The 23793-nt window shown below is 67.8% G+C and carries 28 protein-coding genes; 10 read left to right on the top strand and 18 right to left on the bottom strand.

Going from position 1 to position 23793, the window contains the following annotated elements; all coding sequences use genetic code 11:
- Positions 1–2: 2 nt before the first annotated feature.
- The 3 genes from B9N43_RS00130 to B9N43_RS00120 form a co-directional block, all read right to left on the bottom strand.
- Positions 3–3221 carry a DUF748 domain-containing protein gene (locus tag B9N43_RS00130; RefSeq protein ID WP_145840326.1) on the bottom strand — a complete coding sequence of 1073 codons (3219 nt, stop codon included), beginning with the start codon at positions 3219–3221 and terminating at the stop codon, positions 3–5.
- Positions 3222–3237: 16 nt separating this feature from the next.
- Positions 3238–5637, bottom strand: a complete 2400-nt coding sequence (locus tag B9N43_RS00125) for a serine/threonine protein kinase (protein ID WP_145840325.1) — start codon at positions 5635–5637, stop codon at positions 3238–3240.
- A gap of 205 nt (positions 5638–5842) precedes the next feature.
- Complete coding sequence (locus B9N43_RS00120) at positions 5843–6256, bottom strand: transcriptional regulator (protein ID WP_145840324.1); 414 nt, start codon at positions 6254–6256, stop codon at positions 5843–5845.
- A gap of 145 nt (positions 6257–6401) precedes the next feature.
- Here B9N43_RS00120 and B9N43_RS00115 point away from each other — a divergent pair, with 145 nt between their 5' ends.
- The 7 genes from B9N43_RS00115 (at position 6402) to B9N43_RS00085 (ending at position 13355) form a co-directional block, all read left to right on the top strand.
- On the top strand, positions 6402–7838 hold the full coding sequence (locus B9N43_RS00115) for an ExeA family protein (protein WP_145840323.1): 1437 nt from the start codon (positions 6402–6404) through the stop codon (positions 7836–7838).
- 243 nt (positions 7839–8081) lie between these two features.
- Positions 8082–8657: a prepilin-type cleavage/methylation domain-containing protein gene (locus B9N43_RS00110; RefSeq protein WP_145840322.1), complete on the top strand. Its 576-nt coding sequence runs from the start codon at positions 8082–8084 to the stop codon at positions 8655–8657.
- A gap of 166 nt (positions 8658–8823) precedes the next feature.
- Positions 8824–9033, top strand: a complete 210-nt coding sequence (locus tag B9N43_RS00105; protein WP_145840321.1) for a YdcH family protein — start codon at positions 8824–8826, stop codon at positions 9031–9033.
- Between the two features lie 38 nt (positions 9034–9071).
- Positions 9072–10232: an efflux RND transporter periplasmic adaptor subunit gene (locus tag B9N43_RS00100; RefSeq protein WP_145840320.1), complete on the top strand. Its 1161-nt coding sequence runs from the start codon at positions 9072–9074 to the stop codon at positions 10230–10232.
- Between the two features lie 28 nt (positions 10233–10260).
- Positions 10261–10935, top strand: coding sequence for an ABC transporter ATP-binding protein (locus B9N43_RS00095; RefSeq protein WP_145843376.1), 675 nt, complete (start codon positions 10261–10263; stop codon positions 10933–10935).
- Positions 10936–10940: 5 nt separating this feature from the next.
- Positions 10941–12152 (top strand): ABC transporter permease, encoded by a 1212-nt coding sequence (locus B9N43_RS00090; protein WP_145840319.1) that lies wholly within the window; start codon positions 10941–10943, stop codon positions 12150–12152.
- A gap of 3 nt (positions 12153–12155) precedes the next feature.
- Positions 12156–13355 carry an ABC transporter permease gene (locus tag B9N43_RS00085; RefSeq protein ID WP_145840318.1) on the top strand — a complete coding sequence of 400 codons (1200 nt, stop codon included), beginning with the start codon at positions 12156–12158 and terminating at the stop codon, positions 13353–13355.
- A 280-nt stretch (positions 13356–13635) separates the two neighbouring features.
- On the opposite strand, the gene B9N43_RS00080 is transcribed toward B9N43_RS00085, so the two are convergent.
- The 9 genes from B9N43_RS00080 to coaBC form a co-directional block, all read right to left on the bottom strand.
- Entirely contained in the window at positions 13636–13833 is a 198-nt protein-coding gene (locus B9N43_RS00080; protein ID WP_222428765.1) for a hypothetical protein, read from the bottom strand.
- Positions 13834–13929: 96 nt separating this feature from the next.
- The gene (locus B9N43_RS00075; protein WP_145840316.1) at positions 13930–14208 is read right to left on the bottom strand and encodes an RNA recognition motif domain-containing protein; all 279 of its coding nucleotides are present in this window, start codon (positions 14206–14208) and stop codon (positions 13930–13932) included.
- A gap of 71 nt (positions 14209–14279) precedes the next feature.
- Entirely contained in the window at positions 14280–14477 is a 198-nt protein-coding gene (locus tag B9N43_RS00070) for a hypothetical protein (protein ID WP_145840315.1), read from the bottom strand.
- Positions 14478–14480: 3 nt separating this feature from the next.
- On the bottom strand, positions 14481–14726 hold the full coding sequence (locus tag B9N43_RS00065) for a VF530 family DNA-binding protein (RefSeq protein WP_145840314.1): 246 nt from the start codon (positions 14724–14726) through the stop codon (positions 14481–14483).
- 56 nt (positions 14727–14782) lie between these two features.
- Entirely contained in the window at positions 14783–15070 is a 288-nt protein-coding gene (locus B9N43_RS00060) for a YkgJ family cysteine cluster protein (RefSeq protein WP_222428843.1), read from the bottom strand.
- Between the two features lie 371 nt (positions 15071–15441).
- Positions 15442–15927 carry a WbuC family cupin fold metalloprotein gene (locus B9N43_RS00055; RefSeq protein ID WP_145840312.1) on the bottom strand — a complete coding sequence of 162 codons (486 nt, stop codon included), beginning with the start codon at positions 15925–15927 and terminating at the stop codon, positions 15442–15444.
- 70 nt (positions 15928–15997) lie between these two features.
- The gene (locus B9N43_RS00050) at positions 15998–16888 is read right to left on the bottom strand and encodes an arginase family protein (protein ID WP_186453895.1); all 891 of its coding nucleotides are present in this window, start codon (positions 16886–16888) and stop codon (positions 15998–16000) included.
- A gap of 28 nt (positions 16889–16916) precedes the next feature.
- Positions 16917–17366 carry a dUTP diphosphatase gene (gene dut / locus B9N43_RS00045; RefSeq protein ID WP_145840310.1) on the bottom strand — a complete coding sequence of 150 codons (450 nt, stop codon included), beginning with the start codon at positions 17364–17366 and terminating at the stop codon, positions 16917–16919.
- A 262-nt stretch (positions 17367–17628) separates the two neighbouring features.
- Positions 17629–18828, bottom strand: coding sequence for a bifunctional phosphopantothenoylcysteine decarboxylase/phosphopantothenate--cysteine ligase CoaBC (gene coaBC / locus B9N43_RS00040; protein WP_222428764.1), 1200 nt, complete (start codon positions 18826–18828; stop codon positions 17629–17631).
- Positions 18829–18870: 42 nt separating this feature from the next.
- Here coaBC and radC point away from each other — a divergent pair, with 42 nt between their 5' ends.
- From radC to rpmG, 3 genes are all read left to right on the top strand, one after another.
- Positions 18871–19551 (top strand): RadC family protein, encoded by a 681-nt coding sequence (gene radC, locus B9N43_RS00035; protein ID WP_145840308.1) that lies wholly within the window; start codon positions 18871–18873, stop codon positions 19549–19551.
- Between the two features lie 86 nt (positions 19552–19637).
- Positions 19638–19874, top strand: a complete 237-nt coding sequence (gene rpmB, locus B9N43_RS00030) for a 50S ribosomal protein L28 (RefSeq protein ID WP_145840307.1) — start codon at positions 19638–19640, stop codon at positions 19872–19874.
- Between the two features lie 17 nt (positions 19875–19891).
- Positions 19892–20059, top strand: coding sequence for a 50S ribosomal protein L33 (gene rpmG / locus B9N43_RS00025; protein WP_145840306.1), 168 nt, complete (start codon positions 19892–19894; stop codon positions 20057–20059).
- 117 nt (positions 20060–20176) lie between these two features.
- Here rpmG and B9N43_RS17450 read toward each other — a convergent pair whose 3' ends face one another.
- From B9N43_RS17450 to B9N43_RS00005, 6 genes are read right to left on the bottom strand one after another with little or no spacing between them, the layout of a single operon-like run.
- Positions 20177–20764 (bottom strand): mechanosensitive ion channel family protein, encoded by a 588-nt coding sequence (locus tag B9N43_RS17450; protein WP_261379455.1) that lies wholly within the window; start codon positions 20762–20764, stop codon positions 20177–20179.
- 14 nt (positions 20765–20778) lie between these two features.
- Positions 20779–21432 (bottom strand): hypothetical protein, encoded by a 654-nt coding sequence (locus tag B9N43_RS17445; RefSeq protein WP_261379356.1) that lies wholly within the window; start codon positions 21430–21432, stop codon positions 20779–20781.
- Between the two features lie 39 nt (positions 21433–21471).
- Positions 21472–22149 carry a phospholipase D-like domain-containing protein gene (locus B9N43_RS00015; RefSeq protein WP_186453903.1) on the bottom strand — a complete coding sequence of 226 codons (678 nt, stop codon included), beginning with the start codon at positions 22147–22149 and terminating at the stop codon, positions 21472–21474.
- A gap of 35 nt (positions 22150–22184) precedes the next feature.
- On the bottom strand, positions 22185–23255 hold the full coding sequence (locus B9N43_RS00010; RefSeq protein WP_315904553.1) for an RsmB/NOP family class I SAM-dependent RNA methyltransferase: 1071 nt from the start codon (positions 23253–23255) through the stop codon (positions 22185–22187).
- Positions 23212–23466, bottom strand: coding sequence for a hypothetical protein (locus B9N43_RS17655; RefSeq protein WP_315904552.1), 255 nt, complete (start codon positions 23464–23466; stop codon positions 23212–23214). Before B9N43_RS17655 ends, B9N43_RS00010 begins: the two co-directional genes overlap by 44 nt.
- On the bottom strand, positions 23463–23744 hold the full coding sequence (locus B9N43_RS00005) for a DUF3108 domain-containing protein (protein ID WP_261379454.1): 282 nt from the start codon (positions 23742–23744) through the stop codon (positions 23463–23465). The genes B9N43_RS17655 and B9N43_RS00005 overlap by 4 nt, the downstream gene beginning before the upstream one ends.
- Positions 23745–23793: the final 49 nt, after the last annotated feature.

Genomic DNA, 23793 nt, shown 5'->3' with positions numbered 1-23793 from the left:
CGCTATCTCAACGAAAAATCCACCCGGTTGCCCGGCGCCTCGCCCTTGGCCGCCTCGACCTTGGGCGCCAGCAGGAACACCCGCTCGGCGGGCACCTTGCCCGTCTCCAGCAGCCAGGCCTGGGTACGCCGCCCGCGCTGCTCGGCCAGGGCGCGCAGCTCCGCGTCCCCGGCCGGATAGAACGCCAGCAGGCGGGCCTCCATTTCCGCCGGCGGCAGGCTCTTGGCCAGGCCGACCACGTTGCGCGGCTTGTCCGGAATCTTCTCGTCCGCATACACCTTTTCCAGATACAGCGGATATTCGGCGGCGGAAAGCGTCACTTCGTGCAGGCGGCCGCCTTTTTCCGCCTTGCGCACCTGCTCGGCCAACTTGCGCGCGCGCAGCTTGCGGTCCAGCGTGGCGCGCTTGATCCCGGCCTTGTCCTGCTCCGGATCGGCCCGGCCGGTCACTTCGAGGGTCAGCGCCGGGCGCTCGGCCATCGCCTTGGCCAGCGCCCGCAGCCGGGTCTCCACTTCCGGCGTCGGCACGGCCAGTCCCGGCGGGAAGACCGCATTCGACAGATCCTCGCCGCCGCCGAACAGGGAACCCAGCAGGGCGAATGGCGATGTCACGGCCTTCACCACCAGATTGAGCAGCGCCTTCACCACGATGCCGCCGATGCTGAACTTGGGATCGTTCAAGGAACCGCTGATGGGCAGATGGATGTCGATCTCGCCGCGTGAATTCTTCAGCAGGGCGACGGCCAGATTCACCGGAATGGACAGGGCGTCCTTGCTTTCCACCTTGTCGCCGAATGTGAGCTGGTCGAGGAAAAGCTGGTTCTCGGCCGTCAACTGTCCATGTTCCACCTTGTATTGCACGTCCATCGAAAGCTTGCCTTTTTCGATCGCGTAACCCACATAACGACCGGAATAGGCGGAAAAACCGGGCATGTCGATCCCCCGTGCGCTGGCCTGGATCTCCAGGTTCGGCGGCGAGGAAAGCGGATCGATCCGCCCCTTGATCTTGAGCGGCGCCGTCCCATCGATGCTGCCCTGCAATTCCAGGGGACTCAGCGTGCCCGCGGCGAGCGCCTCCACGGAGCCGTTCAGATCGGTCAGGCGGACTGAATAGTTCGGGCGGATGAAGCGGTCGGTAAACCTCACCCTGCCGTCGGTGATCGTTACGCGGCCGATGCGGACGTCCGGACCGGGCTCACGTACGGCCGGTACGACAGGTACGGCCGGCGCGGCCTGGGCGACGGCGTCCGCCATCGGAGCGACCGGCGCCGGAACACCCTGGACCAGCGCCCCATCGGCATGCTCGACATGCTCGACATGCTCGACATGCTCGGCATCACCCGGCTCGGCCGCGGACAGATCGACAAGCTCGGGATCGGACCGGGCAATGCCCTTCAGATTCAATTGGCCCCGCTCGTTGAGCAGCACCTTGGCGGAAAAGTCGTTCAGCGCCACCTCCCCGACCCGCAGCGACAGCGGCGCGGTGGCCAGGGACAGACGCGTCAGGCGCAGACGCTTCCAGCGCAGCAGATCCTCGGCATTCACCCGATCCAGCACATTCACGTTGCCCAGCGCCAGTTCACCATCGACCGCGGCCCGTCCGCCCTGGTACTTCGCGCTTCCCTTGAAACTGAGCTCGCCCCGGGTCAGCAGCGCATTGAAGCGATCGGCCGCCCAACCTTGCAGCGCCACCAGATCCACCTGGCGCGCATCCAGCGCCAGATCCGCCTCGCCCTTGAGATTGACGCTGCCGGCCAGCGCCAGGCGCCCCTTGCCGCTGACCGAGGCCGAGGCCTTGAGCGGAACCGGCGCCGCCTCCCCGCTCGCCAGCCGCCCCACATCGACGGCCAGGCCGGCCAGGGTGAAGGGCTTCACCTTGGGCAGATTGTCGTCGCCATAGGTCACGTTCCCGCCGTTGACGGAGAAATGCGCCAGCGACCAGGACCAGGGCGCAGCCGCAGTCTCGGCGGCCGCCGGTTCCCGCGCCGCCTTGCCCTCAGCCCCACCCGCCCCACCGCCGGCGGCCAGCGCCATCAGATCCAGCCGCCCCTCGCGGGTGCGCCGCAGGGTCAGATCCGGCGCCGACAACTTTCCGTCGGCGACCGTGATCCGGCGCGCGCCCAGGTCTACGGCGATATCCGTCAGGCCCAGCGATTCCAGGTGCAGGAAGTCGGCCGTGCGCCCCTCCGGCCCTTCTTGCCCGCCCTGCCCGACCTGGCGCAGCGCCAGGGCCGTTCCCTGGGCGGGGACCAGGCGCAACGCCTTCAGCTCGACGCGGCGCCTGGCGAGATCGGCCCGAACGCCATCCGCCGACAATTGCGCGGCCCGCACCCGCAGGCGCCCGCCGAGCAGGTCGGCCCGCACATCCTTCAGAGAGACGTCGCCCGCCACGCTCAGCGCCGGCGCCTTGCCCGCCGGCGCCTGGAGGTCGAGCTCCAGCCGGGCGCCCAGCCGGGCGGCGCGAAGCAGCGCCGGAGACGGCGGCGCATAGGCGAGCAGCGGCATCAGATCGAGATCCGTCAGCGCCACCGCCAGGGTTCCGTCCCGCGCCGCGCCGAAAGGCCGCAGCCTGCCGCCGATGCTCAGCGCGGCGCCATTGACGCGGGCGCTGAAACGGGGCTCGACGAACACCTCGCGGCGTGAAGCCACGCTGGTGATGAAGGGCACCGTGAGTTCGACGTCGCTCAGGCGCTGGGTACGCCCGGCCACCTTGTCCACCAGCTCGATCTCGCCGCCCTCGACGGCGATGTCATGGATGGCGAACTCGGGCGTTGGACGCTCCTCCTTTTTCTCCGCCAGCCAGACGTCCAGCAGATCGGAGACATTCAAGCGCCAGCCCGATTCCCGCACCAGATGCAGCTTCGGCCGCTCCACCCGCAGCGCGCTGACGACCGGAACGCCGCGCAGCAGGGACGCCGCGGACAGATCCAGGTACAGCCTGTCCACCGAAAGCACATCCCCCGCCTTGAACCCTTCGACGGTCGCCGCCAGGGCATAGGGCGACACCGTCAGCCGCTCGATGCTGACCGGACGATGCAGCGCGGCGCCCAGGGCCGACTCCAGCCTGGACTTGGCGAATCCCGGCAGCCAGAAATATCCCAGGACGCCGAACAGCAGCGCCAGGCACACCGCCCCCAGCGCCAGCCAGCACAGCAACCGCAACCGCCCGCCGACGGCGGAGAGTGGAGAAGAACGCGGAACATTCGGAGTGGGAGTGCTCATGATCGGCCGACGCCTTTCAACTGGACTGTTTGATCGCGAGCAATGCCTGATTGCGCAGGGTCTTCAGCAATTGCAGCTCCCGTTCGGGAATGGAGATCGACCCCGCCCTGTCCCTGTCACAATAGATCAGCGCCACCGGATTGCTCTTGATCACCAGCGGGAACAGGGCGAAGGTCTTGGCCGGTATCCGCTCCCGGAACCAGGACGGGATCTTGCCGGCGATCTTGGGATCGTCGATGTCGGTGATCAGGATATCCACCGACTTGGCCAGCGCCAGATGGAACACGTCAGGCTCGTAGGCCATCGAAAACCTGAATTTCCTGGCGATCTCCGCCGTGTCCGGGCCGAAGCCGAAACGACCCGACATCTGGCCGCTCTTGACATCCTTCAGGCAGAGCAGGACCCGCTGGAAACCCATCGCCCGATATATGGTCTCCAGCGTGATGCGCAGGATGTCGTTGAGAGAGAAATCGTCGACCAGAGAATTGCTGATGTCCTGGATGCCGGCCGCGAGCACCGACTCCGCGTCGCGCCGCAACGCATCCTCGTTATCCCCGCCGTCCCCGCCCAATTCCACGGTCTCGATACCCGGCAGCGGATCGTTGAGCACCGTCCGGGCCAGGGAGTCGCTCAGTCCGTCGCTCTCGCCGCCGGCCTCGGCATCCTTGTTCGCGCCGTTGAATATCCGCACCTGGCGGGCGAAGGGGCTTTGCTTCAGATTGACGTGCAGGATGCTGGCCAGGTCGGCCAACTCACTGAAGGACTTTTCCACCAGGCCATGGATTTCCTGATTGGACAAGCCCACGCTGGCCGCGAAGCGCTCGGAGACGCTGCGCATCCGCCTGGCGCGCTCCTCGGGCGTACCGCCGGCGATCATGTCGCACAGCTCGTTGGCGAATCCCGAAATCACCCGCAAGGTTTCCTGGTGGGTGGCCGGCTTGCGCACCGGCCCCGCATCCAGCTTGCGCATGCTGGCGACGATGGTCTCGGGAAAGCCCCAGTTCCTGGCGATGGCGATGCCCAGATGCTCGAAGGAAACCCCCAGTACCTGGGCCGACGCCTGAACCTCGCCGATCTGTTTTTGCTGCATGGCGATGCGGATGGTCTCCACTTCCTCGGGGAAGTAGAACTGGGACAAAAGCTTGCCCAGATCGTGGAACATGGAGCAGATGAAGGCTTCCTCGGCGTCGCGCGCGATGGAGCGCCTGCTGGCGTCGCGGGCCATCAGCGCGGCCATGTTGGCGCGCAGGAATCCCTCCTTCAGATCCTTGGCATTGGCCTTGTCCTGCAGATGCTCGAACAGCAGCACCGTGATCGCGAGATTCCGGATCGCATCGAAGCCCAGCACGACCACCGCCCGYGAYACCGTGCTGATGCTGCCGCCGCCGGCCTGGCGGTAATACGCCGAATTCACCAGGCGCAGGATCTTGTTGGTCAGCGCGAAGTCCTTCAGGATGGTGTTCGACAGCTTGTTGATGCTCTCTCGATCCGAATTGGTGAGYTTGTTGATCGCCGACACGGAATCCGACAGCGCCGGGAAATCCGACTTGTGGCGCATCCGGCGCAGCAGGAATTCCAGGGTGGCCTGCTGCTGTTCCGTCGCGCCATCGGCGGCGGCGCTGCCGATGTCCAGATAGGCGTCGACGCCGCCGCGCATCTGCCCCGCGTCGCCGAAGCGCAGTTCGCGCTTGCGCGCGCAGGCCTTGAGAATGATGTCGCCGAGCTTCTCGTCGATGCCCCTGGGCAGTTGCACGTCCTCGTTGCGGATGCGGTAGACGATCTGCCCCACCGAGTCGCCCTGGATGGCACGCCGGCCGGTGATCATTTCCAGCAGGATCAGCCCGGCGGCGAACACGTCCATCTGTTCGCTGACGCAGCGGCTCTCCAGGTACTCCGGCGCCATGTAGGCGGGCGTGCCCAGTAGTCCCTCCTCGCCCGCCGGCAGATCGTTGCCCCGCACGGCGATGCCGAAATCCATCACCCGCGGCGCGCCATCCGCGTCCATGATGATGTTGGAAGGCTTCAGGTCCCGATGGATGATGCCCTGCGCATGGGCCTGCGCCAAGGCGCCGAGTACCTGGCGCATCAGGCCGGCGGCCAGCGCCGGCTCGATCGGCCCCTCGCGCCGCAGCCGTTCGGCCAGGGTCTGTCCGGCCACGTATTCGAACACCAGATAGGGATCGCCGCCCTGCTCGCCGGCATCGAAAATCGCCACCACGTTGGGGTGCTGCAGCTTGCTGACGGTGCGCGCCTCCGCCAGCAGCATGGCATTGCGCTGAGGATCGGGCTGGTCGAAATGCATGGTCTTGATGGCGATCTCCCGCTGCAGTTGGGGATCCCAGCCGAGGTAGACCACGCTTTGCGCGCCGCGCCCGAGCTCGCGGCGGATTTCATAACGTCCGATTGTCCGTGCCATGCGCCCGATTCTAGCGCCCGGCGCGCCGCTGCCGGTGCAATTTGCGCGGGGTCGCGGGGCAGCCGCATGAACGACTGCAAATTGGCTCCCCCCCTCCGCAAGGGGGAGGCCAGGAGGAGGACGGGGTGGGATAAATGGCGCATTCAAACGCTTACGCCCCCCCAAAAAAACCCATCCCCACCGCCGTCCCTCCCCTTGAAGGACTCTATTTCTGCAACGGCTTCTCGGCGCCGGTATGCACCTGGGCAAAGGTCAGGATGACCTCGCGAAGTATCTTGCGCTGCGGCGCGGGAAGGCTCAGGAATGCCTCGAACACCTCGCGTTCCTGGTAGCCCACCGTGGCATCCCATCGCTTCTTTTTCTCGCGCACCGAATTGATGGCGCTCTCGCCGAAGCGCAGGACATGGGGTTCCACCTTCAGCCAGTCGGCGAGCACCTGAAGCTTTTCCTGCGATGGAATGGCTTCGCCCCGCAGCCAGCGGCGCACCGCCTGCACCGTGACCGCCCGGCCCCAGTAGCGGATATTGAACTCCCGTTCCAGCACGATGGGCCTCAGGGGATAACCCGCGTTTTCCATCGCCTTTCGCAGACGCTGACTGAACTCCGCTTTTTCGTCCATGAACAGGAAGTTAATTTCTTGTCACCTTCAATAGAAACTATTTGTTCATTTATTGATAAATTTCATGTTCATTACATTAAAAATGAACGCATCATCCCGATTCGCCTGTCGCCGGTAAGTGGGTGCTGCTCTTGACTCTTCGCCAATGTCCCTCCTGTATCTGAAACATTTCGAACTCGCCCGCCCCCCCTTTCAGATCACGCCTGACACCGATTTCTTCTTTTCGGGCAGCCGGCGTGGGGGCATTCTTTCCGCACTGCAGCATGTCGCCTGCCACGAGGAAGGCATCGTCATCGTGGTGGCCGAGATCGGCAGCGGCAAGACGCTACTCGCCAGATTGCTGATCGCGCACCTGGCGGACAATGTCGATTCGGTGTACCTGGCCAACCCCCGCTTCAGCCGCGACGAGATCATCACCGCCATCTCGCGCGACCTGGGCCTGACCGATCTGTCGTCCTCCACGGAGGGAAGCCTGGCACGCCTGCACGAGGAGCTGCTGCGGCGCCATGCCCAGGGACGCCGCGTCATGCTGGTGGTCGACGAAGCGCACGCGATGCCGCCTGAATCGCTGGAAGAGGTGCGCATGCTGTCGAACCTCGAAACCGACCGTCACAAGCTGGTCAACATCGTGTTGTTCGGCCAGCCCGAGCTCGACACGCTGCTTGCCGACAGGAAGCTGCGGCAGGTCAGGGACCGCGTCATCCACCGCTTCGAACTGCCGCCGCTCACTTCCGAAGAAGCGGAGGCGTATATCGACCACCGCCTGCGCATCGCGGGATGGCGCGGCGGCAGGCTGTTCTCCCCGGCCGCGATGGCGCTGGTGATCAAGGCGTCCCAAGGCCGCGCCCGCCGCATCAATCTGCTCGCCGACAAATCGCTGCTGGCCGCCTATGCCAAAACCGCGCAGCGCGTCGACAAGAGCCATGTGCGGACGGCCTTCGGCGATCTCGACGCAAACCCGGCGCAGACACGAACAGCGGCAAGCCGCCGCGGCTGGCGCCTGGGGGTTTCGAGTTTCGCGCTGGGAGCGTTCCTGTCGGCGGCGGTTGCCTGGTGGCTGGCGCATCCGGCGGCGTCGGCGAGTCCGGCGCCGCAGACCGCCGCCGCCGTCCAGGACGGCATGGGAACGTCATCGCGGGCGGTGTCGCGCAAGGTTTCCCCCGTGGTTTCCCCCGTGGTTTCCCCCGTGGTTTCCCCCGTGGTTTCCCCCGTGGTTTCCCCCGTGGTTTCCCCCGTGGTTTCCCCCGTCATTGCAGAGCCGGACCCAGACATGATCATCACACGCACGGAAGCGGCGGTTGCCGACCCGCAGCAGCGCGGATTCACCCTGCAACTGGCGACACTGCCCGCGCGAGTCGATCTGGCGAAATACCTGAACAAAATCAAACCGCACGTCGACCTTTCGAACGTCTATGCGCACAGGAGAAACTATGCCGACCGGGCCGCGGTCGCGATATACCTCGGCAGCTACCCCGACGAGCAGGCGGCTCGTGAGGCGCTGAGCGCCTTGCCGCCGCAACTCAGGGCGGATCATCCGGTACTCAGGACATGGGCCGGCATCCGAGCGGAGCAACATCCTTGAAACGACACCATCCCCCGACCCAGCGCGCCAGCGCGCGCACCCTCGCGCTCTCGCTGGCACTGGCCATCCTCGTCGCCGGCTGCGCCACGCCGGCGCCCGCCCCATCGGCGCAGCATCTCGAACCCGCCCCTCCGGTCGCCGGTCAGGCGCCGGGGTTCTCCGCCGTACCGGCGCTGCCGCCCCCTCCCCGGCCGACGGAAAAGGCGGAGGTCTACAGCGTCGTCGTGCACAACCTGCCAGGAAATGATCGAAAACAGCAAGACCAAATCGATCGTCAACGACATGAAGTCGATCCAGGCCGCCTACAACGGCTACATCGACCGCTACAACACGCCCCCGGGAGACGAAGCCCTCACCACCTTCCAAGCCCGCGGCTGGCCCAACACGGTAGGAAGCGCCGCTAGCAACGGCATTCTCACGGCCCCGATCGGCGCCACCTTCACCAACGCGGCCGGCGAGAACCAGGTCTTCTGGCAGGCCTTGCGCGCTTCCGGACTGTTGAGCGGAGACCCCACCGCCGTGGGCACGGCGGCACTGCCCAGGCATCGCGCCAACGGCGCGCTCGGCATCGCCACCGGCCAGGTGTACGGACTGACAGGAGCCTTCGTCTGCGCTTCCAATCTGTCGTCCAAGCAAGCCGCCGCGGTGGATACCTTGATCGACGGTCCCCTGCCCGCCAACAACATCGGCAACAACATCGGCAATCTGCGTGGGGCGACCGGTGTCGCGCCGTTGGCACCCACCGCCCTCGTGCCTGGCGGGGCCACTTACGACGAAACCATCGCTACCACCTGGACCGTGTGCATGAAGATCGGTTGATCGATCCCTGCTTCGCACTGCCGCCACGGCAGGTGCCGCGATCACGCGGCGCCTGCCGTTTTTTCATGGCGACCGGAGCAAGGTCGCGGGGCAGGCCAGGGCAATCACATGAAATACCCTGCGCGGGGTCGTTGCCAAGGCCGGACAGCCCGCATAAGATGCCAGCATGGAACCGATTGCCGACATTGAAGCCATCCAGCTTCGACTCGATGAGCTACGCCTGGAGCACCGCGATCTGGATACGGCCATTGCCCGGCTGATCGACGATCCGGTGGGGGACGAATTGATGCTGCGGCGGCTGAAAAAGCGCAAGCTGCTGCTCAAGGACCAGATCGCCCTGCTCGAACGCCAGCTCGAGCCCGACGAACCGGCCTGACCTCCCGATTCCCTCACACCGCCCGGCTCCACGACACGATGCGCCTGCAACCATCCCGCCCCCTGCTGCTCACGATTCTGATCGCCGTCCTGCTGTTCGCCGGCTTCAAGTTCATGACCCGCCCCAAGCCGGTGCCGGTGCTGGTGACCGCCGCCGCGCCCGGCCGGGTGGAGGCCACCGTCGCCAACACCCGTGCCGGCTCCGTGGCCGCCTGTCGGCGGGCCAAGCTGGCGCCCCCGGCCGGGGGCCGCATCGCCCGCCTGCCGGTGAAGAAAGGCCAGCGGGTGGCGGCCGGCGAGTTGCTGCTGGAACTCTGGAACGACGATCTCTCGGCGCGGGAACGCCTGGCCCGCGAGCAACTGGTCACCGCCCGGGCACGGGTCGTCGAGGTCTGCCAACTGGCCCGCGCCAGCGGCAGCGAGGCCCGCCAGGCGCGGCAGTTGCGGGACAAGGGCTTCATTTCCGAGGAGCGGGTAGTGCGCGCGGAGGCCCAGGCCAATTCCGGCGCCGCCAGCTGCGACTCGGCACGGGCCCAGATCAAGGAGGCCGAGGCCCGCATCGCGGCGGCTCATGCGGACACCGAGCGCACCGTGCTGCGGGCGCCCTTCGCCGGCATCGTCGCCGAGATCAACGGCGAACTCGGGGAATACCTGACGCCCTCGCCACCGGGCATTCCCACCCTGCCGGCGGTGGATCTGATCGACGACACCTGCCTCTACGTCACCGCGCCGATCGACGAGGTGGATGCCGCCCGGCTGCGCACCGGCATGGTCGGCCGCATCACCCTGGACGCCTATCGCGGCCACCATTTCAAGGGCCATGTGCGACGCATCGCGCCCTACGTGCTGGCGCTGGAGAAACAGGCCCGCACCGTGGAAGTGGAAGTCGAGTTCGACGAACCGCCGCGCGGCGAGGGCGGCGGCAACCTGCTGGTGGGCTACAGCGCCGACATCGAAGTGGTGGTGGAAGCCCGCGACGACGTGCTGCGCATCCCGACGCCGGCCCTGATGCCGGGCAACAAGGTGCTGGTGCCCAAGGACGGCCGCCTGGAGGAACGCAAGCTGGAAATCGGCCTGTCCAATTGGGAGTACACCGAAGTCAAAAAAGGTCTGGGCCGGGGCGAGCAGGTGGTCACCTCCCTGGATCGGGAGGGCGTCAAGGCCGGCGCCAGCGTCACGATCGAGGCGCCCAAGCCCTGATCAGGCCCGGATGCCCGCCTCCACCCCGATGATCCAGCTCTCCGGCATCAAGCGCGTGTTCCGCGTCGGCGACGAGGAGGTCCATGCCTTGCGCGGCGTGGACCTGTCCATCGGTGCCGGCGAATACCTGTCGATCATGGGCCCCTCGGGGTCCGGCAAGTCCTCCCTGCTCAACGTGCTGGGCCTGCTGGATCGCCCCAACGCCGGCCATTACGCGCTCGACGGCCGCGACGTGACCGGACTCTCCGACGACGAGCTGGCCCGGGTGCGGCGCGAGAAGATCGGCTTCGTGTTCCAGTTCTTCCATCTGGTGTCCCGCCTTTCCGCCGAGCAGAACATCGAACTGCCGATGGTCCTGGCCGGCGTCGAGCCGGCGGAGCGCCGCCGCCGCCTGGACACCCTGCTCGCCGAATACGGCCTGGAGAACCGCGCCCGGCACCGTCCCGACCAGCTCTCCGGCGGCCAATGCCAGCGGGTCGCGATCGCCCGGGCGATGTCCATGCGCCCCCGGCTGATCCTGGCCGACGAACCCACCGGCAACCTCGACCGGCATACCGGCCAGGAGGTGATAGCGCTGCTGGAGAAACTCCAGGCCGCCGGCGGCACGCTGGTGGTCGTCACCCACGACGCCGAGCTGGGCGCCCGTGCGCGCCGCCGCCTGCGCATGGTGGACGGCGAGCTGGTGTCCGACGAAACGGACTAAGCGCCGTGCGGCCGGCCGATACCCTCGACTTCGCCTGGAAGGTGGTGCGCGGCAATCGCACCCGCACCCTGCTGATCCTGCTGGCGATGGGCATCGGCGTCGCCGCCGTGCTGATGGTGACGGCGCTGGGCGAGGGCGCGCGGCGCTACGTGCTGCAGCAGTTCAGCGGCCTCGGCGCCAACCTGCTGATCATCCTGCCGGGCCGGGCCGAGACGGCGGGCGGCATCCCCGGCTTCCTGGTGGGCAAGACGCCGCGCCTGCTGACCCTGGACGACGCCCTGGCGCTCACCCGCAGCCACGGCGTGCGCCGGGTGGCGCCGCTGATCGTCGGCACCGGCGACGTCCATGTGAATGCCCGCAGCCGCGAGACCGCGGTGCTGGGTTCCACCGCCGAATTCATCGAGGTGCGGCAGACGGACCTGGCCCAGGGCGTGTTCCTCCCGGCGGGCGACCCCCACCATGCCCAGCCGGTCTGCGTGATCGGCGCCAAGATCAAGCAGGAGCTGTTCGGCACCCAGGGCGCCGTCGGCGAGTGGCTGAAGATCGGCGACCGGCGCTTCCGGGTGGTCGGCGTGCTGGCGGCCCAGGGCCAGTCGCTCGGCTTCAACACCGATGAGATCGTGATCGTGCCGGTGGCCTCGGCCCAGGCCCTGTTCAACAGCGAGGCGCTGTTCCGGGTGATGGTCGAGGTCAAGTCGCGCGCCCAAGTGCCGGCCGCCAAGGAGGACGTGCTGGAGATCCTGCGCCAGCGCCACGAGGGCGAGCGCGACGTGACGGTGCTGACCCAGGACGCGGTGCTGTCCACCTTCGACCGCATCCTCGGCGCCCTGACCCTGGCCGTGGGCGGCATCGCCGCCATCAGCCTGTCCGTCGCGGGCATCCTGATCATGAACGTGATGCTGATCTCGGTCACCCAGCGCAAGCGCGAGATCGGCCTGTTGAAGGCCCTGGGCGCCACCAGCCGCCAGATCCGCCTGCTGTTCTTCACCGAAGCCGTGCTGCTGGCGCTGGGCGGCGCCGGCACCGGCCTGGCGGCGGGCAAGCTGGGGCAATGGCTGATGGCCGACATCTACCCGGCCATCCCCATCGCCCCGCCCTGGTGGGCGCTGCTGGCCGCGCCCCTCACCGCCATCGTCACCGCCGTGCTGTTCTCGGTGGCGCCGGCGCGCCGGGCGGCACGCCTCGACCCGGTGCTGGCCCTGTCCTCTGGACGCTGAACGATGCGCGCCGCCGACTTCCTCCGCTTCGCCTGGCAATCGCTCACCGCCCACCGCCTGCGCACCGTCCTCTCGGCCCTGGGTATCGCGGTGGGCATCACCGCGGTGATCCTGCTCACCAGCATCGGCCGCGGCCTGCACAGCTTCGTGATCGACGAGTTCACCCAGTTCGGCACCAACATCATCGGCATCACGCCGGGCCGCACCGACACCCGCGGCGGAGCGATCGGCGCCATCAACACCGTGCGCCCGCTGTCCATCGACGATGCCCTGGCCCTGCGCCGTGCGCCCCACGTGCTGGCCACCGACCCCACGGTGCAGGGCAACGGCGACGTGGCGTACGAGGGCAAGAGCCGGCGCGTGATGATCTACGGCGTCAGCCACGCGATGTCGCAAGTGATGCGGATGAACGTCAGCAGCGGCGACTTCCTGCCCGATGACGACCCCCGCAGCGCCCGGGCGATGGTGGTGCTGGGCGCCAAGGTGGCGCAGGAGCTCTTCGGCGACGCCAATCCGCTCGGCGCCCGCCTGCGGGTAGGGGGCGAACGCTACCGGGTGGTGGGCGTGATGGAGGCCAAGGGCCAGGTGCTGGGGCTGGATCTGGACGACACGGTGTACATCCCGGTGGGCCGCGCCATGGAGATGTTCAACCGGGAAAGCCTGATGGAGATCCACCTCACCTACGAGCCCACCGCCCCGCTGGCGGATGTGGAGGCCGGCATCCGCGCCGTGCTCACGGCCCGCCACGGCCGCGAGGACTACACCGTCACGCCCCAGCAGAAGATGCTGGAGACCTTCGGCACCATCCTCGACGCCATCACCTTCGCCATCGCCGCGATCGGCGGCATCTCGCTGCTGGTGGGCGGCATCGGCATCCTCACCATCCTCACCATCGCGGTCTCCGAGCGGACCGGGGAAATCGGCCTGTTGCGGGCGATCGGCGCCACGCGCAAACGCATCCTGCTGATCTTCCTCGGCGAGGCGGCGGTGCTGGCCGCCCTGGGCGGCGGCGCCGGTCTCGGCCTGGGCTGGCTGCTGGCCCTGGCGCTGAAGCTGGCCCTGCCCGCGCTGCCGCTGGAAACGCCCTGGTCCTACGCCCTCGCCGCCGAGCTGATGGCGGTCAGCGTCGGCCTGGTCGCCGGCGTCCTGCCCGCCCGCCGGGCGGCCCTGCTGGACCCCCTGGAGGCGCTGCGTTCAGAATAAAACGGGTCGTCGCCCGCGTCCGGCCCCTCGCTTAACGTGTTAACGTGCTGTTGAGCAAGGACTGATTCGGTAAGGCTGGCAACTCAAAAACGGCGAGATTCCACAATAGGATTTCGCCGTTTTCTTTTGCCAATCAACACCGCGGTGGCGAAATCTCGAATGCCAAATTATTCCCGTCCTCACGGTAGGCACCGGCAGATGTGCCGTTTCGGTTGCAGCATAGGCCGATGGGCAAAGCACCGCAGCTTATCGCCCTGTCTGGCAACAGGCCCTCGAGCCGTCAGACTTCCGGCATGGCCCCGCCCGGGGTTGCAGTGCCAGCACCGGATGGCGCTGCCTCGGGCAGACTCTCCCCCATACTGGAGCTAGCATCACCAGCCGCCGCCTTGCCTGCCAACTTTTGCCGGCGTTTTTCTTCCTGTTTGTTTTTCTTCGCCAGATCTCGCTGGCGTTTTTCGAACTGGTAATTTGGTTTCACCAAGAGGGATCCTCTATTCGCCGCAAGGGCTTAATTGAATGAACACAACAAACGTGCCGACCGGCGCAAACGTGCCGACCGGCGTCCATTACATAATCAGGAACGCTTGCTGCCGCCATGCCTGGGCAACTGGGACCGGGCTTCGTCCACACTCAGGCTGCGGCCTTCGACGCTGCTGCCATTGAGTCCGGCAATAGCGGCCTGCGCCTCGTCGGCGGAACCCATCTCGACGAAAGCGAAACCTTTGGAGCGACCGGACTCCCGATCCATGATCAACTGCACCGAGATAACCGCACCGTAGGGCACGAACATCTGTTCGAGATCCGGCTGGGTGATCTTGTAGTCCAAATTACTGACATAAAGTTTTTTACACAAGGGCATTCTCCAGCGATTAAAGGAGGGGAAACCGGGGGCATCAGTCTGACTGCCGGCCTCCTGGCAGAGGCCTATTTATACTTTTTGAAAACGGTTCTTGCATCCTGGTGCGCCCGTTCCAGGGTACAGATTGACGGATCGTCGTCGTGTCCGCTGAAGAAGTCATCGGCTTGGGCGCGCATCACCATCTGTATCGCCGCCTGATCGCCCAGGCCGTACTTTTCGGTGATCAGCGTAGTGACTTCGTCGAGGAATTCTTCATAGATCATTTCTTATCGGCTCCGTGGTTGCCTCGGCCCCTGCCGCACCATATCGATATATAGCGACTCCACCTGCGTCCGCGCCCAGGGAGTACGGCGCAGGAACTTGAGGCTCGAGGCGATGCTGGGTTCGTGGCTGAAACAGCGGATATCGATCCGACGCGCCAGACCGTCCCAGCCGTAACATGCCACCAGTTCGTTCAGGACCGTCGCCAGGGTGACGCCATGGAGGGGATTGTTAGGCTGTGTTTCTGTCATGGATACTTGATGTCCGGCGGACGCAAAGCCAGAGACGATCACCCTAGGGTTCTGAGTTATGGCGCAACCGCTCGGGATCGTTCCTCAAGGCAACCACTTCCACCCATCTGATAGTCACGGCATATGACCGGCCGACGCTCGTAGATCGTGCACCGCATTGTGTTTCGATCCAGGGCCGCACACCAGCCGTCGTCCAGGCGAAGCATCACCCATCCGCCCCACCGATCCTCGGCTGTCAGTCGCAGCGGGAGGTCATCGTCCCCCATCACCATGACCTCCAGCTTGCAACAACAGGCCGCACAGGTGGCGCACGCTACCGCCGAGCCCTGGTCCGCGTGGGGCATCTCGTTTCTTGTGCTCATAGCCGGCATTGTCCCATGGGGAAAGCCAGGGATACCATGAATAAACGGCCGACACCGCACCTCCTGCCCGACCCACACGAGCCCTCTGGCCGGGGGGCGCCGTGGCAAGGGGCTTTCTTGGCCGCTCACGTGGTCCTGATCGACTATGCGGACTGACACTCTGACCGGGGTCCCTGGCCCCCTCTTCCCTTTTTAATCCTACGCCATCGCCGCCGACGACCGCGCCTTCGCCTGGGGCCGCCGCTACGGCTGCTATCTGGAACGCCTGCGCGGTATCGGCCTGGCGGCCTACGCCAGCGATCCGGCGAGCTGCCCCGCCCCGGGCGGCCCCAGCGTCCACCCTCCCGGCGGAATTACCCGGGGCCGGCCGGGTTCCACCGATCTCCCGCTCGAGCCCGACTGAACCAGTCCAGCAGCGCGCGGGCATCCTCGCCGCCATCGGCCGGCGCCCAGGGAGCACAGTCGGCAGGACCGACCGGAAGGTAGGGCCCCTGTTTGACCTCGAAGATGACCCCGCCCGGATCCAGCGAGAGCACCGCATGCCAGACGCCGGCCGGAGTTTCCACCACCGCCGCGTCCTCGCCCAGGACGTGGCGCGCCGATACCATGCCGGCCTCGTCGAAATGCAGCACCACGAAGCGGCCCCGCAGAGGATGGAGCAGCTCAAACGTCTGCTGATGGCGGTGCGGAACCACCATGGTATCCGGCTCCATGGCGATGGCCAGGCGCTGGACCGGATCGGCCAGTTCGGCATGCAGGTTCAGGTTCATGCGCCGCCGGGGCGAGCGCTGGGCGGCGCCGGCGAGGGCGTCGAGATCGGCTGGGCTGATGGTTTTCAAGACGACAATCCGCAGATGGAAATGCAAAGTGAAGAATTGTCGCCGCAAATGGCGTCGGACATCTCGCCGCTTACTCCGATACCTGTCGGCTGGCGGCGTCCAGCAGCGCCTCGACCGCCGCCAGGGTAGCGCCGTCGCGGTCCCGCCCCGGATGGTATTCGACGATCTCCAGGCCCAGCAGATCCGGCCGGCGCAGCAGCCCGCGCCAGACCGCCACCAGTTCCGCCGGGGCCAGGCCCGGCCCCGCGGGGGTGCTGACGGCGGGCGCCAGGGCGCTGTCGAGGACGTCCAGGTCGAGGCTGACACCAAAGGGCGTGCCGGCGATGGCCAGGGCTTCCGCCCAGACCTCGGCCAGGCCGCGACGGCGGACTTCCTCCAGCGCAAAGACCCGGACGCCGTGCCGCGCCAGCAGCGCCGACTCCGCAGCCTCGAAGGAATGGGCGCCCACCACGCAGACGCGGCGCGGGTCCAGCACCGCACCGGCATGGCCGGCCCATGCGCCGCCCCCTTCACCCAGCAGCGCCGCCAGGGGCATGCCGTGGCAATTGCCCGACGGCGTGGTGGCGGGCGTATGGGCGTCCAGGTGGGCATCGACCCAGATCAGGCCCGCTTCGGTCCCCTGGCGCCGGCACCAGCGGGCGACGCCGCGCCAGGTGCCGGCGGCGATGCTGTGGTCGCCGCCCAGCACCAGGGGGCGCTCCCCCGCCGCCAGCGTTCGCTCCGTCGCCCGCGCCAGGTCCTCCAGCAAATCGGGCAGCGTTGCCGCGGCGGACGGCGTCAGCAGCGGACCGCCTGCTACGGCATCGCGCCAGCGGACGAGGAGTCCGCCACGACGCAGCGCCGCGAGCAGATCGGCCTCCATCATCCGGGCGGGCGCGGCGGCCGTCCCGGTCGCGCCATGAACAATGCCCAGCGCGCTGGCCACCCCCAGGGCGCACAGAGGATGCCGGGAAAAGTCCATAGGCTCGCTCATCGGCCCAGGACGGAATTCAGGCGTGGCCGGTGCTGCCGAAACCGCCGGCACCCCGGTCGCTGGCGGGGAATTCATCCACCACGTTGAAGCCCACCTGCACCACCGGCACCACCACCAGTTGGGCGAGCCGGTCCAGGGGACTCAGGGTGAACGCTTCCTTGCCGCGGTTCCAGGTGGAGACGAAGATCTCGCCCTGGTAGTCGGAGTCGATCAGCCCCACCAGGTTGCCCAGCACGATGCCGTGCTTGTGGCCCAGCCCGGAGCGCGGCAGGATCATCGCCGCCAGGCCCGGGTCGGCCAGGTGGATGGCGATGCCGGTGGGCACCAGATGGGTCTCGCCCGGCTGAAGGGTCAGCGGCGACTCGATGCAGGCCCGCAGGTCCAGGCCGGCCGCGCCGGGCGTGGCGTAGTGGGGCGGCGCGGCGCGCAGCCGGGAATCGAGAATCTTGACGTCGATGTGGTGCATGTGTGGACCTTTCCCCCAGCCCCTTTCCCGAGGAAAGGGGTGACTTCGGTTCGCTTCGCTCCCCGCTTCTGGCTACCCCGCCTTGGGGCGGCCCGGCGGCGGGGGACCTTTCCCCCAGCCCCTTTCCCGAGGAAAGGGGTGACTTCGGTTCGCTTCGCTCCCCGCTTCTGGCTACCCCGCCTTGGGGCGGCCCGGCGGCGGGGACCTTTCCCCCTCCCTCTTTCCCGAGGAAAAGGGTGACTTCGGTTCGTTTCGCTCCGCCTTATCGCGCCAGCAGGGCGGCGATGTGGACGATGATGCCGCGGGCGACGGTGAGCTTGTCGGCCACCGGCAGCGGATGGGCGCCGGCGGCGTCGAACAGGGTGACGGCGTTGCTGTCGCCCCCCAGGCCGTCCTGCACCAGATTGCCCACCACCAGCGGCAGTTGCTTGGCCCGGCGCTTGCCCTCGGCGTACTCGGCCAGGTTGCGGCTCTCGGCGGCGAAGCCGACGCAGAAGGGCGCATCCGGCCGGGCCGCCACTTCGGCCAGGATGTCCGGGTTGGGCGTCAGTTCGATGGTCAGCTGCGCGCCGGATTTCTTGATCTTGTGCTCGGCGGCGGCGAGCGGACGGTAGTCGGCCACCGCCGCCACGCCGATGAACACGTCCTGGCCCGGCAAGGCGGCCAGCACCGCGTCCCGCATTTCCAGGGCGCTGCCGACGTCGCGCCGCGTCACGCCGCGCGGCGTGGGTTGGGCGGTGGGGCCGGCCACCAGGGTGACTTCGGCGCCGGCCTCGGCGCAGGCCCGCGCCAGGGCGAAGCCCATCTTGCCGGAACTGGCGTTGGTGATGCCGCGCACCGGGTCCAGCGGCTCGAAGGTCGGGCCGGCGGTCATCAGCACCCGCTTGCCGGCCAGGACCTTGGGCTGGAGGAAGGCCAGCAGATCCTCGAAGATCTCCGCGGCTTCCAGCATCCGGCCCTCGCCCACTTCGCCGCAGGCCTGCTCGCCGCTGGCCGGGCCGAGCAGGGTCACGCCGTCGGCGCGAAGCTGCGCCACGTTGCGCCGGGTGGCCGGGTTGTCCCACATCTGGCGGTTCATCGCCGGGGCCGCCAGGAGCGGACAGGCCCGCGCCAGGGCCAGGGTGGAGAGCAGGTCGTCGGCCAGACCCTGCGCCATCTTGGCCAGGAAGTCGGCCGTGGCCGGCGCCACCAGCAGGGCGTCGGCGCCGCGGGTGAGGTCGATGTGGGCCATGCCGTTGGCCATGCGGTCGTCCCACAGCGCGGTCCATACGGGCCGACCGGACAATGCCTGGAACGTCTGCGGGCCGACGAAGCGGGCGCCGGCCTCGGTCAGCACCACGTCCACCGCGGCTCCGGCCTTGACCAGCAGGCGCGTCAGCTCCGCCGCCTTGTAGGCCGCCACGCCGCCGGTGATGCCCAGCACGATGCGCCGGCCCTGCAACTGTGCCACAGCCTGATTCATGACATTAGAATGGAACGTTGTGTCGAATGCGGAGATTCTACTATGTCGATTTCCACCTGGCCCGCGGCCGAGCGCCCGCGCGAGCGCCTGCTGCTGCAGGGTCCCGCCGCCCTCTCCGACGCGGAACTGCTGGCCATCTTCCTGCGCACCGGGCTGCGCGGCAAAAGCGCGGTCGATCTGGCGCGGGACCTGTTGGCCGGTTTCGACGGCGGGCTCTCGACCCTGGCCGCCACGCCGGCCCGCGAACTGGCGCGGCGCCCCGGCCTGGGGCCGGCCAAGGCCGCCCAACTGGCAGCGGTGATGGAACTGGCCCAGCGCATCCTGCATGAGGACGTCCGGGAACGCGACCTGCTCTCATCCCCCGCCCAGGTGCGCGACTGGCTGCGGCTCAAGCTGGGCGGGCTGCCCCACGAGGTGTTCGGCGCCCTCTGGCTCGACAGCCAGAACCGGCTGATCGCCTACGACGAACTGTTTCACGGCACCCTCAGCCAGACCAGCGTCTATCCCCGCGAGGTGGTCAAGCGGGCCCTGGCCCGCAACGCCGCCGCCGTGGTGCTGGTGCATAACCACCCCTCCGGCGCCGCCGAGCCGTCGCGCGCCGACGAGGCCCTGACCCGCGCCCTGCGCGAAGCCCTGGCCCTGGTGGAGGTGCGCCTGGTCGATCACCTGGTGGTCGCCGGCCCCCGTGGGACGGTGTCCTTCGCCGAGCGGGGACTGCTCTGACGCGCTCTGACAAAAGACTTGAATAAGTCGCGGACTCTCGTATAGAATGCCGCGCTTTGCTGTAATCGACTGACTGGAGCAACCAAATGTCCCGCGTTTGCCAAGTGACGGGTAAGGCCCCGATGGTGGGGAACAACGTGTCCCACGCCAACAACAAGACCAAGCGCCGCTTCCTGCCCAACCTGCAGAGCCGCCGTTTCTGGATCGAATCCGAAAACCGTTTCGTGCGCCTGCGCGTGTCCAATGCCGGCCTGCGCACGATCGACAAGAAGGGCATCGAAACTGTCCTCGCCGAGCTGCGTGAACGCGGCGAAGCGGTATAACCTGACGGAGAATCATCATGGCTAAAGGCGGCCGCGAAAAGATCAAGCTGGAGTCCACCGCTGGAACCGGCCACTTCTACACCACCAACAAGAACAAGAAGACCACGCCCGAGAAGCTCGAATTCATGAAGTTCGATCCCAAGGCGCGCAAGCACGTGCTGTACAAGGAAATCAAGCTCAAGTAATAGGCAAGTCCGGCCGATCTCCGGTCGCACCTATCGATCAAAAGCCCGCTCCGGCGGGCTTTTGGCGTTTACGTCGCTCACGTACGCCGCTCACAACCCAGGCCGCGTCCGCCGCGCTCACCCCTGGAGCAGACGCACCTCCCGCTGCGGGAAGGGGAACGCGATGCCGACCTCCTTGAAAGCGCGCCAGATCGACAGGTTGATGGCGGAGCGCAAGCCGCCGGTCCCGGCCTCCGGATCGCGGATCCAGAAGCCCAGCTCCAGACTGATGCCGGAATCGGCGAAAGCCAGCACCACCGCCTGCGGCGCGGGGTCCGCCAGCACCCGGGGCTGGGCCCGGGCGATCCCCTCCAGGATCGCCAGCGCCTGTTCCAGGTTGGTGCCGTAGGACACCTGGACCGGCAGACCGACCCGTACCTGGCGATCGGTATAGGATTCGTTGCCGACCACGGAACTGACCAGCAGTTCGTTGGGCACGATGGCCTCCACGCCGCCCAAGCCCTTCAGCACCGTATAGCGGGTGGTGATCCGCGTCACCTGGCCGCGGTCCGAGCCCACCGAGATCACGTTGCCGATGCGGATCGAGCGGTCCAGCAGGATGATGAAACCCGACACATAGCTGGCCGCGATCTTCTGCAGGCCGAAACCCAGCCCCACGCCCAAGGCGCCGCCGAATACCGAGAGGGTGGTCAGGTCGATCCCCACCAGGGGCAGGCTGATCAGCACCGCCAGCAGCAGCAGCAGGGCGCGGGCGAGACGGGACAGCACCTCGCGCAGATTCCGGTCCAGCCCCTCCACCCGCCCCAGGCGACCTTCCACCAGACTGCCCAGCCAGAGCGCCGCCAGCAGGGCCACGACCACCGTGACGACCCCCTGCGCCACCAGCCAGAGGTTGAGCTGCTGCCGCCCGACGGGGAAGCTGATCTCCTCCAGCAGCCCCACCAACTGCGGCAGCAGCCCAGGACATGGAGCGCCACCAGCGACCAGGCGCAGAAGGCGAACATGCGCTCGAAAGCACCCAGCCAGCGGGCGGCGCTGAAACTGATGCGCAGCACATAGAACACGATGCGGATCGCCGCCAGGGAAAGCAGCAGGGGCACCGCCACCGACAGCAGCGTTACCGGGAAGTGGCCGCGCAGCAGGGCGCGCCCGATCAGCACCAGCACCAGCGCCGTCATCGGGAAGATCAGGCGCCTCACCCCGCCCTTGCCCACGCTGTGGTGCATGCCTGCGGCCGGGCGCGCGCGCAGGGTCCGGTCGAGCAGCGCGGCCAGCAGCAGACAAAACGCCAGCATACCCACCTGCCACCAGACGTCGGGCCGTTCCAGATCCCGCCAGAGTCCCGTCGCCAGACTGTCCCATTCACCGCTCATGGCTCGTCCCTCATCTTTCAAAACCTCCCGCGCACCGTTTCACCGGCCCCCCCGGCTCCCGCATTCTCCCAGCGTCGCCAGCAAGCGGGCGTCCTCCCGGGCAGATGGGCGCAGGGCGCGCCCGCCCATTGCCGCCGCGCCGGCCTGCGACCGGCCCGCCCCCTGCTCCGCCTGCGCATAGGGTTCCGCCTCGTCGCGGTGGCGCTGCCAGTTGGCCAGGTAGGCCCGCGCCAGCGCCGGATGGTCGCGCAGCAGCAGCAGGTTCTCGGCATTGCGGGCCTGGGCCGACCAAGTGTAGTTGTAGCTGCCGGTGATCACCACCGGGTGTTCCCCTTCCGGGTCGATCAACAGAATCTTGTTGTGGGCGGCGCTGTAGCGCCGCTCCAGGCGCAGCGGAATGCCCGCCGCCGCCAGCAGCGGCAACTGGGAATTCCCGCCTTTCTCCGCCATCGCCGCGTCGGCCAGGACTTCCACCCGCACGCCGCGCTGGTGCGCCTCCACCAGGGCGCGCGCCAGGGTGCGGCTGGTCAACAGATAGGCCTGGACATGGACCGCCTGGCGCGCCCGGCGAGCGCGCGCAGGATCGCGCCCTCGGCGTCGTCCCAGGGCGTGAACAGCGCCTCCACGGTGCCGCGCGCCGGCAGCGGAGCGGCCGCGCGGGCCGCCCCCGTCGCCAGCAGGGACGCCGGCCAGGGCGGCCAGCGCAACCCGAGCCACGCATGCCACCCATGCCACCGAAGCGCGGCGCGGCTTCAAGACTGGCGTTCCAGCACCGCGGCGTAGAAACCGTCGGTGCCATGGCGGTCGGGCAGCAGCCGCAGCGACTCCCCCATCTCCAGGGCGATGCCCTGGGCGGCCAGGATCTCGCCGCAGGAACGGCGCGCGAATTCCGGATGGGCGGCGAGGAAACCGGCGACCACCGCCTCGTTCTCCTCCTCCAGCAGACTGCAGGTGGCATACACCAGGCGGCCGCCGACCTTCACCAGACGGGCCGCGGCCGCCAGGATGGCGGCCTGCTTGGCGGTCAGCTCGGCCACCGAGTCCGGCGTCTGGCGCCATTTCAGGTCCGGATTGCGGCGCAGGGTGCCCAGGCCCGAGCAGGGCGCATCCACCAGCACCCGGTCGATCTTGCCGGCCAGGCGCTTGATGCGCTGGTCCTGCTCGCTGGCGATCGCCGCAGTATGGACGTTGGACAGGCCGGAGCGCGCCACGCGCGGCTTGAGCTTGGACAGGCGCTTTTCCGAGACGTCGAAGGCGTAGAGCCGGCCGGTGGAGCGCATCAGCGCGCCCAGCAGGAGGGTCTTGCCGCCGGCGCCGGCGCAGAAATCGACCACCATCTCGCCGCGCCTGGGCGCCACCAGATGGCCCAGCAACTGGCTGCCCTCGTCCTGCACCTCGATGCTGCCGTCGAGGAACAGCGGATGCTTGGCCAGCGCCGGCTTGTGGACCAGGCGCAGCCCGAGCGGCGCGTAAGGACAGGCGCCGGCCTCGATGCCGTCCGCCTTGAAGCGCTCCAGCACCGCCTCGCGCGTGGTCTTCAGGGGATTCACCCGCAGATCCAGCGGCGCCGCCTGGTTGAGGCTGTTGGCCAGTTGCAGCACCTCTTCCGCCGAACGCCCGGCGGCGAGCAGCTTGTCCGTCAGCCAGCCGGGGAAGTCGGCCGCTTCCGCCAGACTCAATTCCGGCGCCACCCCGGATTTGGCCTGTGCCTTCAGCTCGGCCACCCATTCCAGTTCCCGGGCCGTCAGCGCCTCGGCCAGCTGGCGCTGGCTGAACCCATCAGGGCGCACCAGGGCCGCCAGCAACAGGCGGCGCGGCGTCACTCGCTCGCCGCAGAGCTTTTCCAGCCCAGCGGCGGCGCAACACGCCGTAGGTGAGGTCGGCCACGAAGCCCCGCTCGCGGTGGCCCAGATCGCGGTGGTCGCGGAAGATCCGGGACAGTACCGCGTCGGCCGGCTGCTCGAAGCGCAGCATGGCGGTGAGTGCGTCGCCGGCATGATCCAGCAGGCGGGAAGTGATTTTCATCGTCGTCATTTTTCGTAGTCCATTTCTTCGGCGAGCTGGTCGAACAACTCGCCCTTGCGATCCAGATGGCGGATTTTCACCGGCAAGCCGGCCGCCTCCTTGCCCAGCCAGACCTCGGTGGTGTCGCCGCCGCCACTGGCGGAGCGCACCCGCACATGCCAGGTGGTGAAGCGGCCCGCCTTCAGGAGCAGGGTTTCCTGGCCCAGCCACTCGAAGGCGTAGCGTTCCACCTTGCGGCCCGTGGCCACCGCCATCTGGAAACCCTCGCCGCGCTGCGCGGCCTGCATCAATTGGTAAAACATCGACAGCATGTCCTCGGCCCCCTCGCTGAACGCC

The sequence above is a fragment of the Denitratisoma sp. DHT3 genome, from assembly GCF_007833355.1.
Lineage (GTDB): Bacteria > Pseudomonadota > Gammaproteobacteria > Burkholderiales > Rhodocyclaceae > Denitratisoma.
This window is presented reverse-complemented; position numbering and strand designations above follow the sequence as displayed.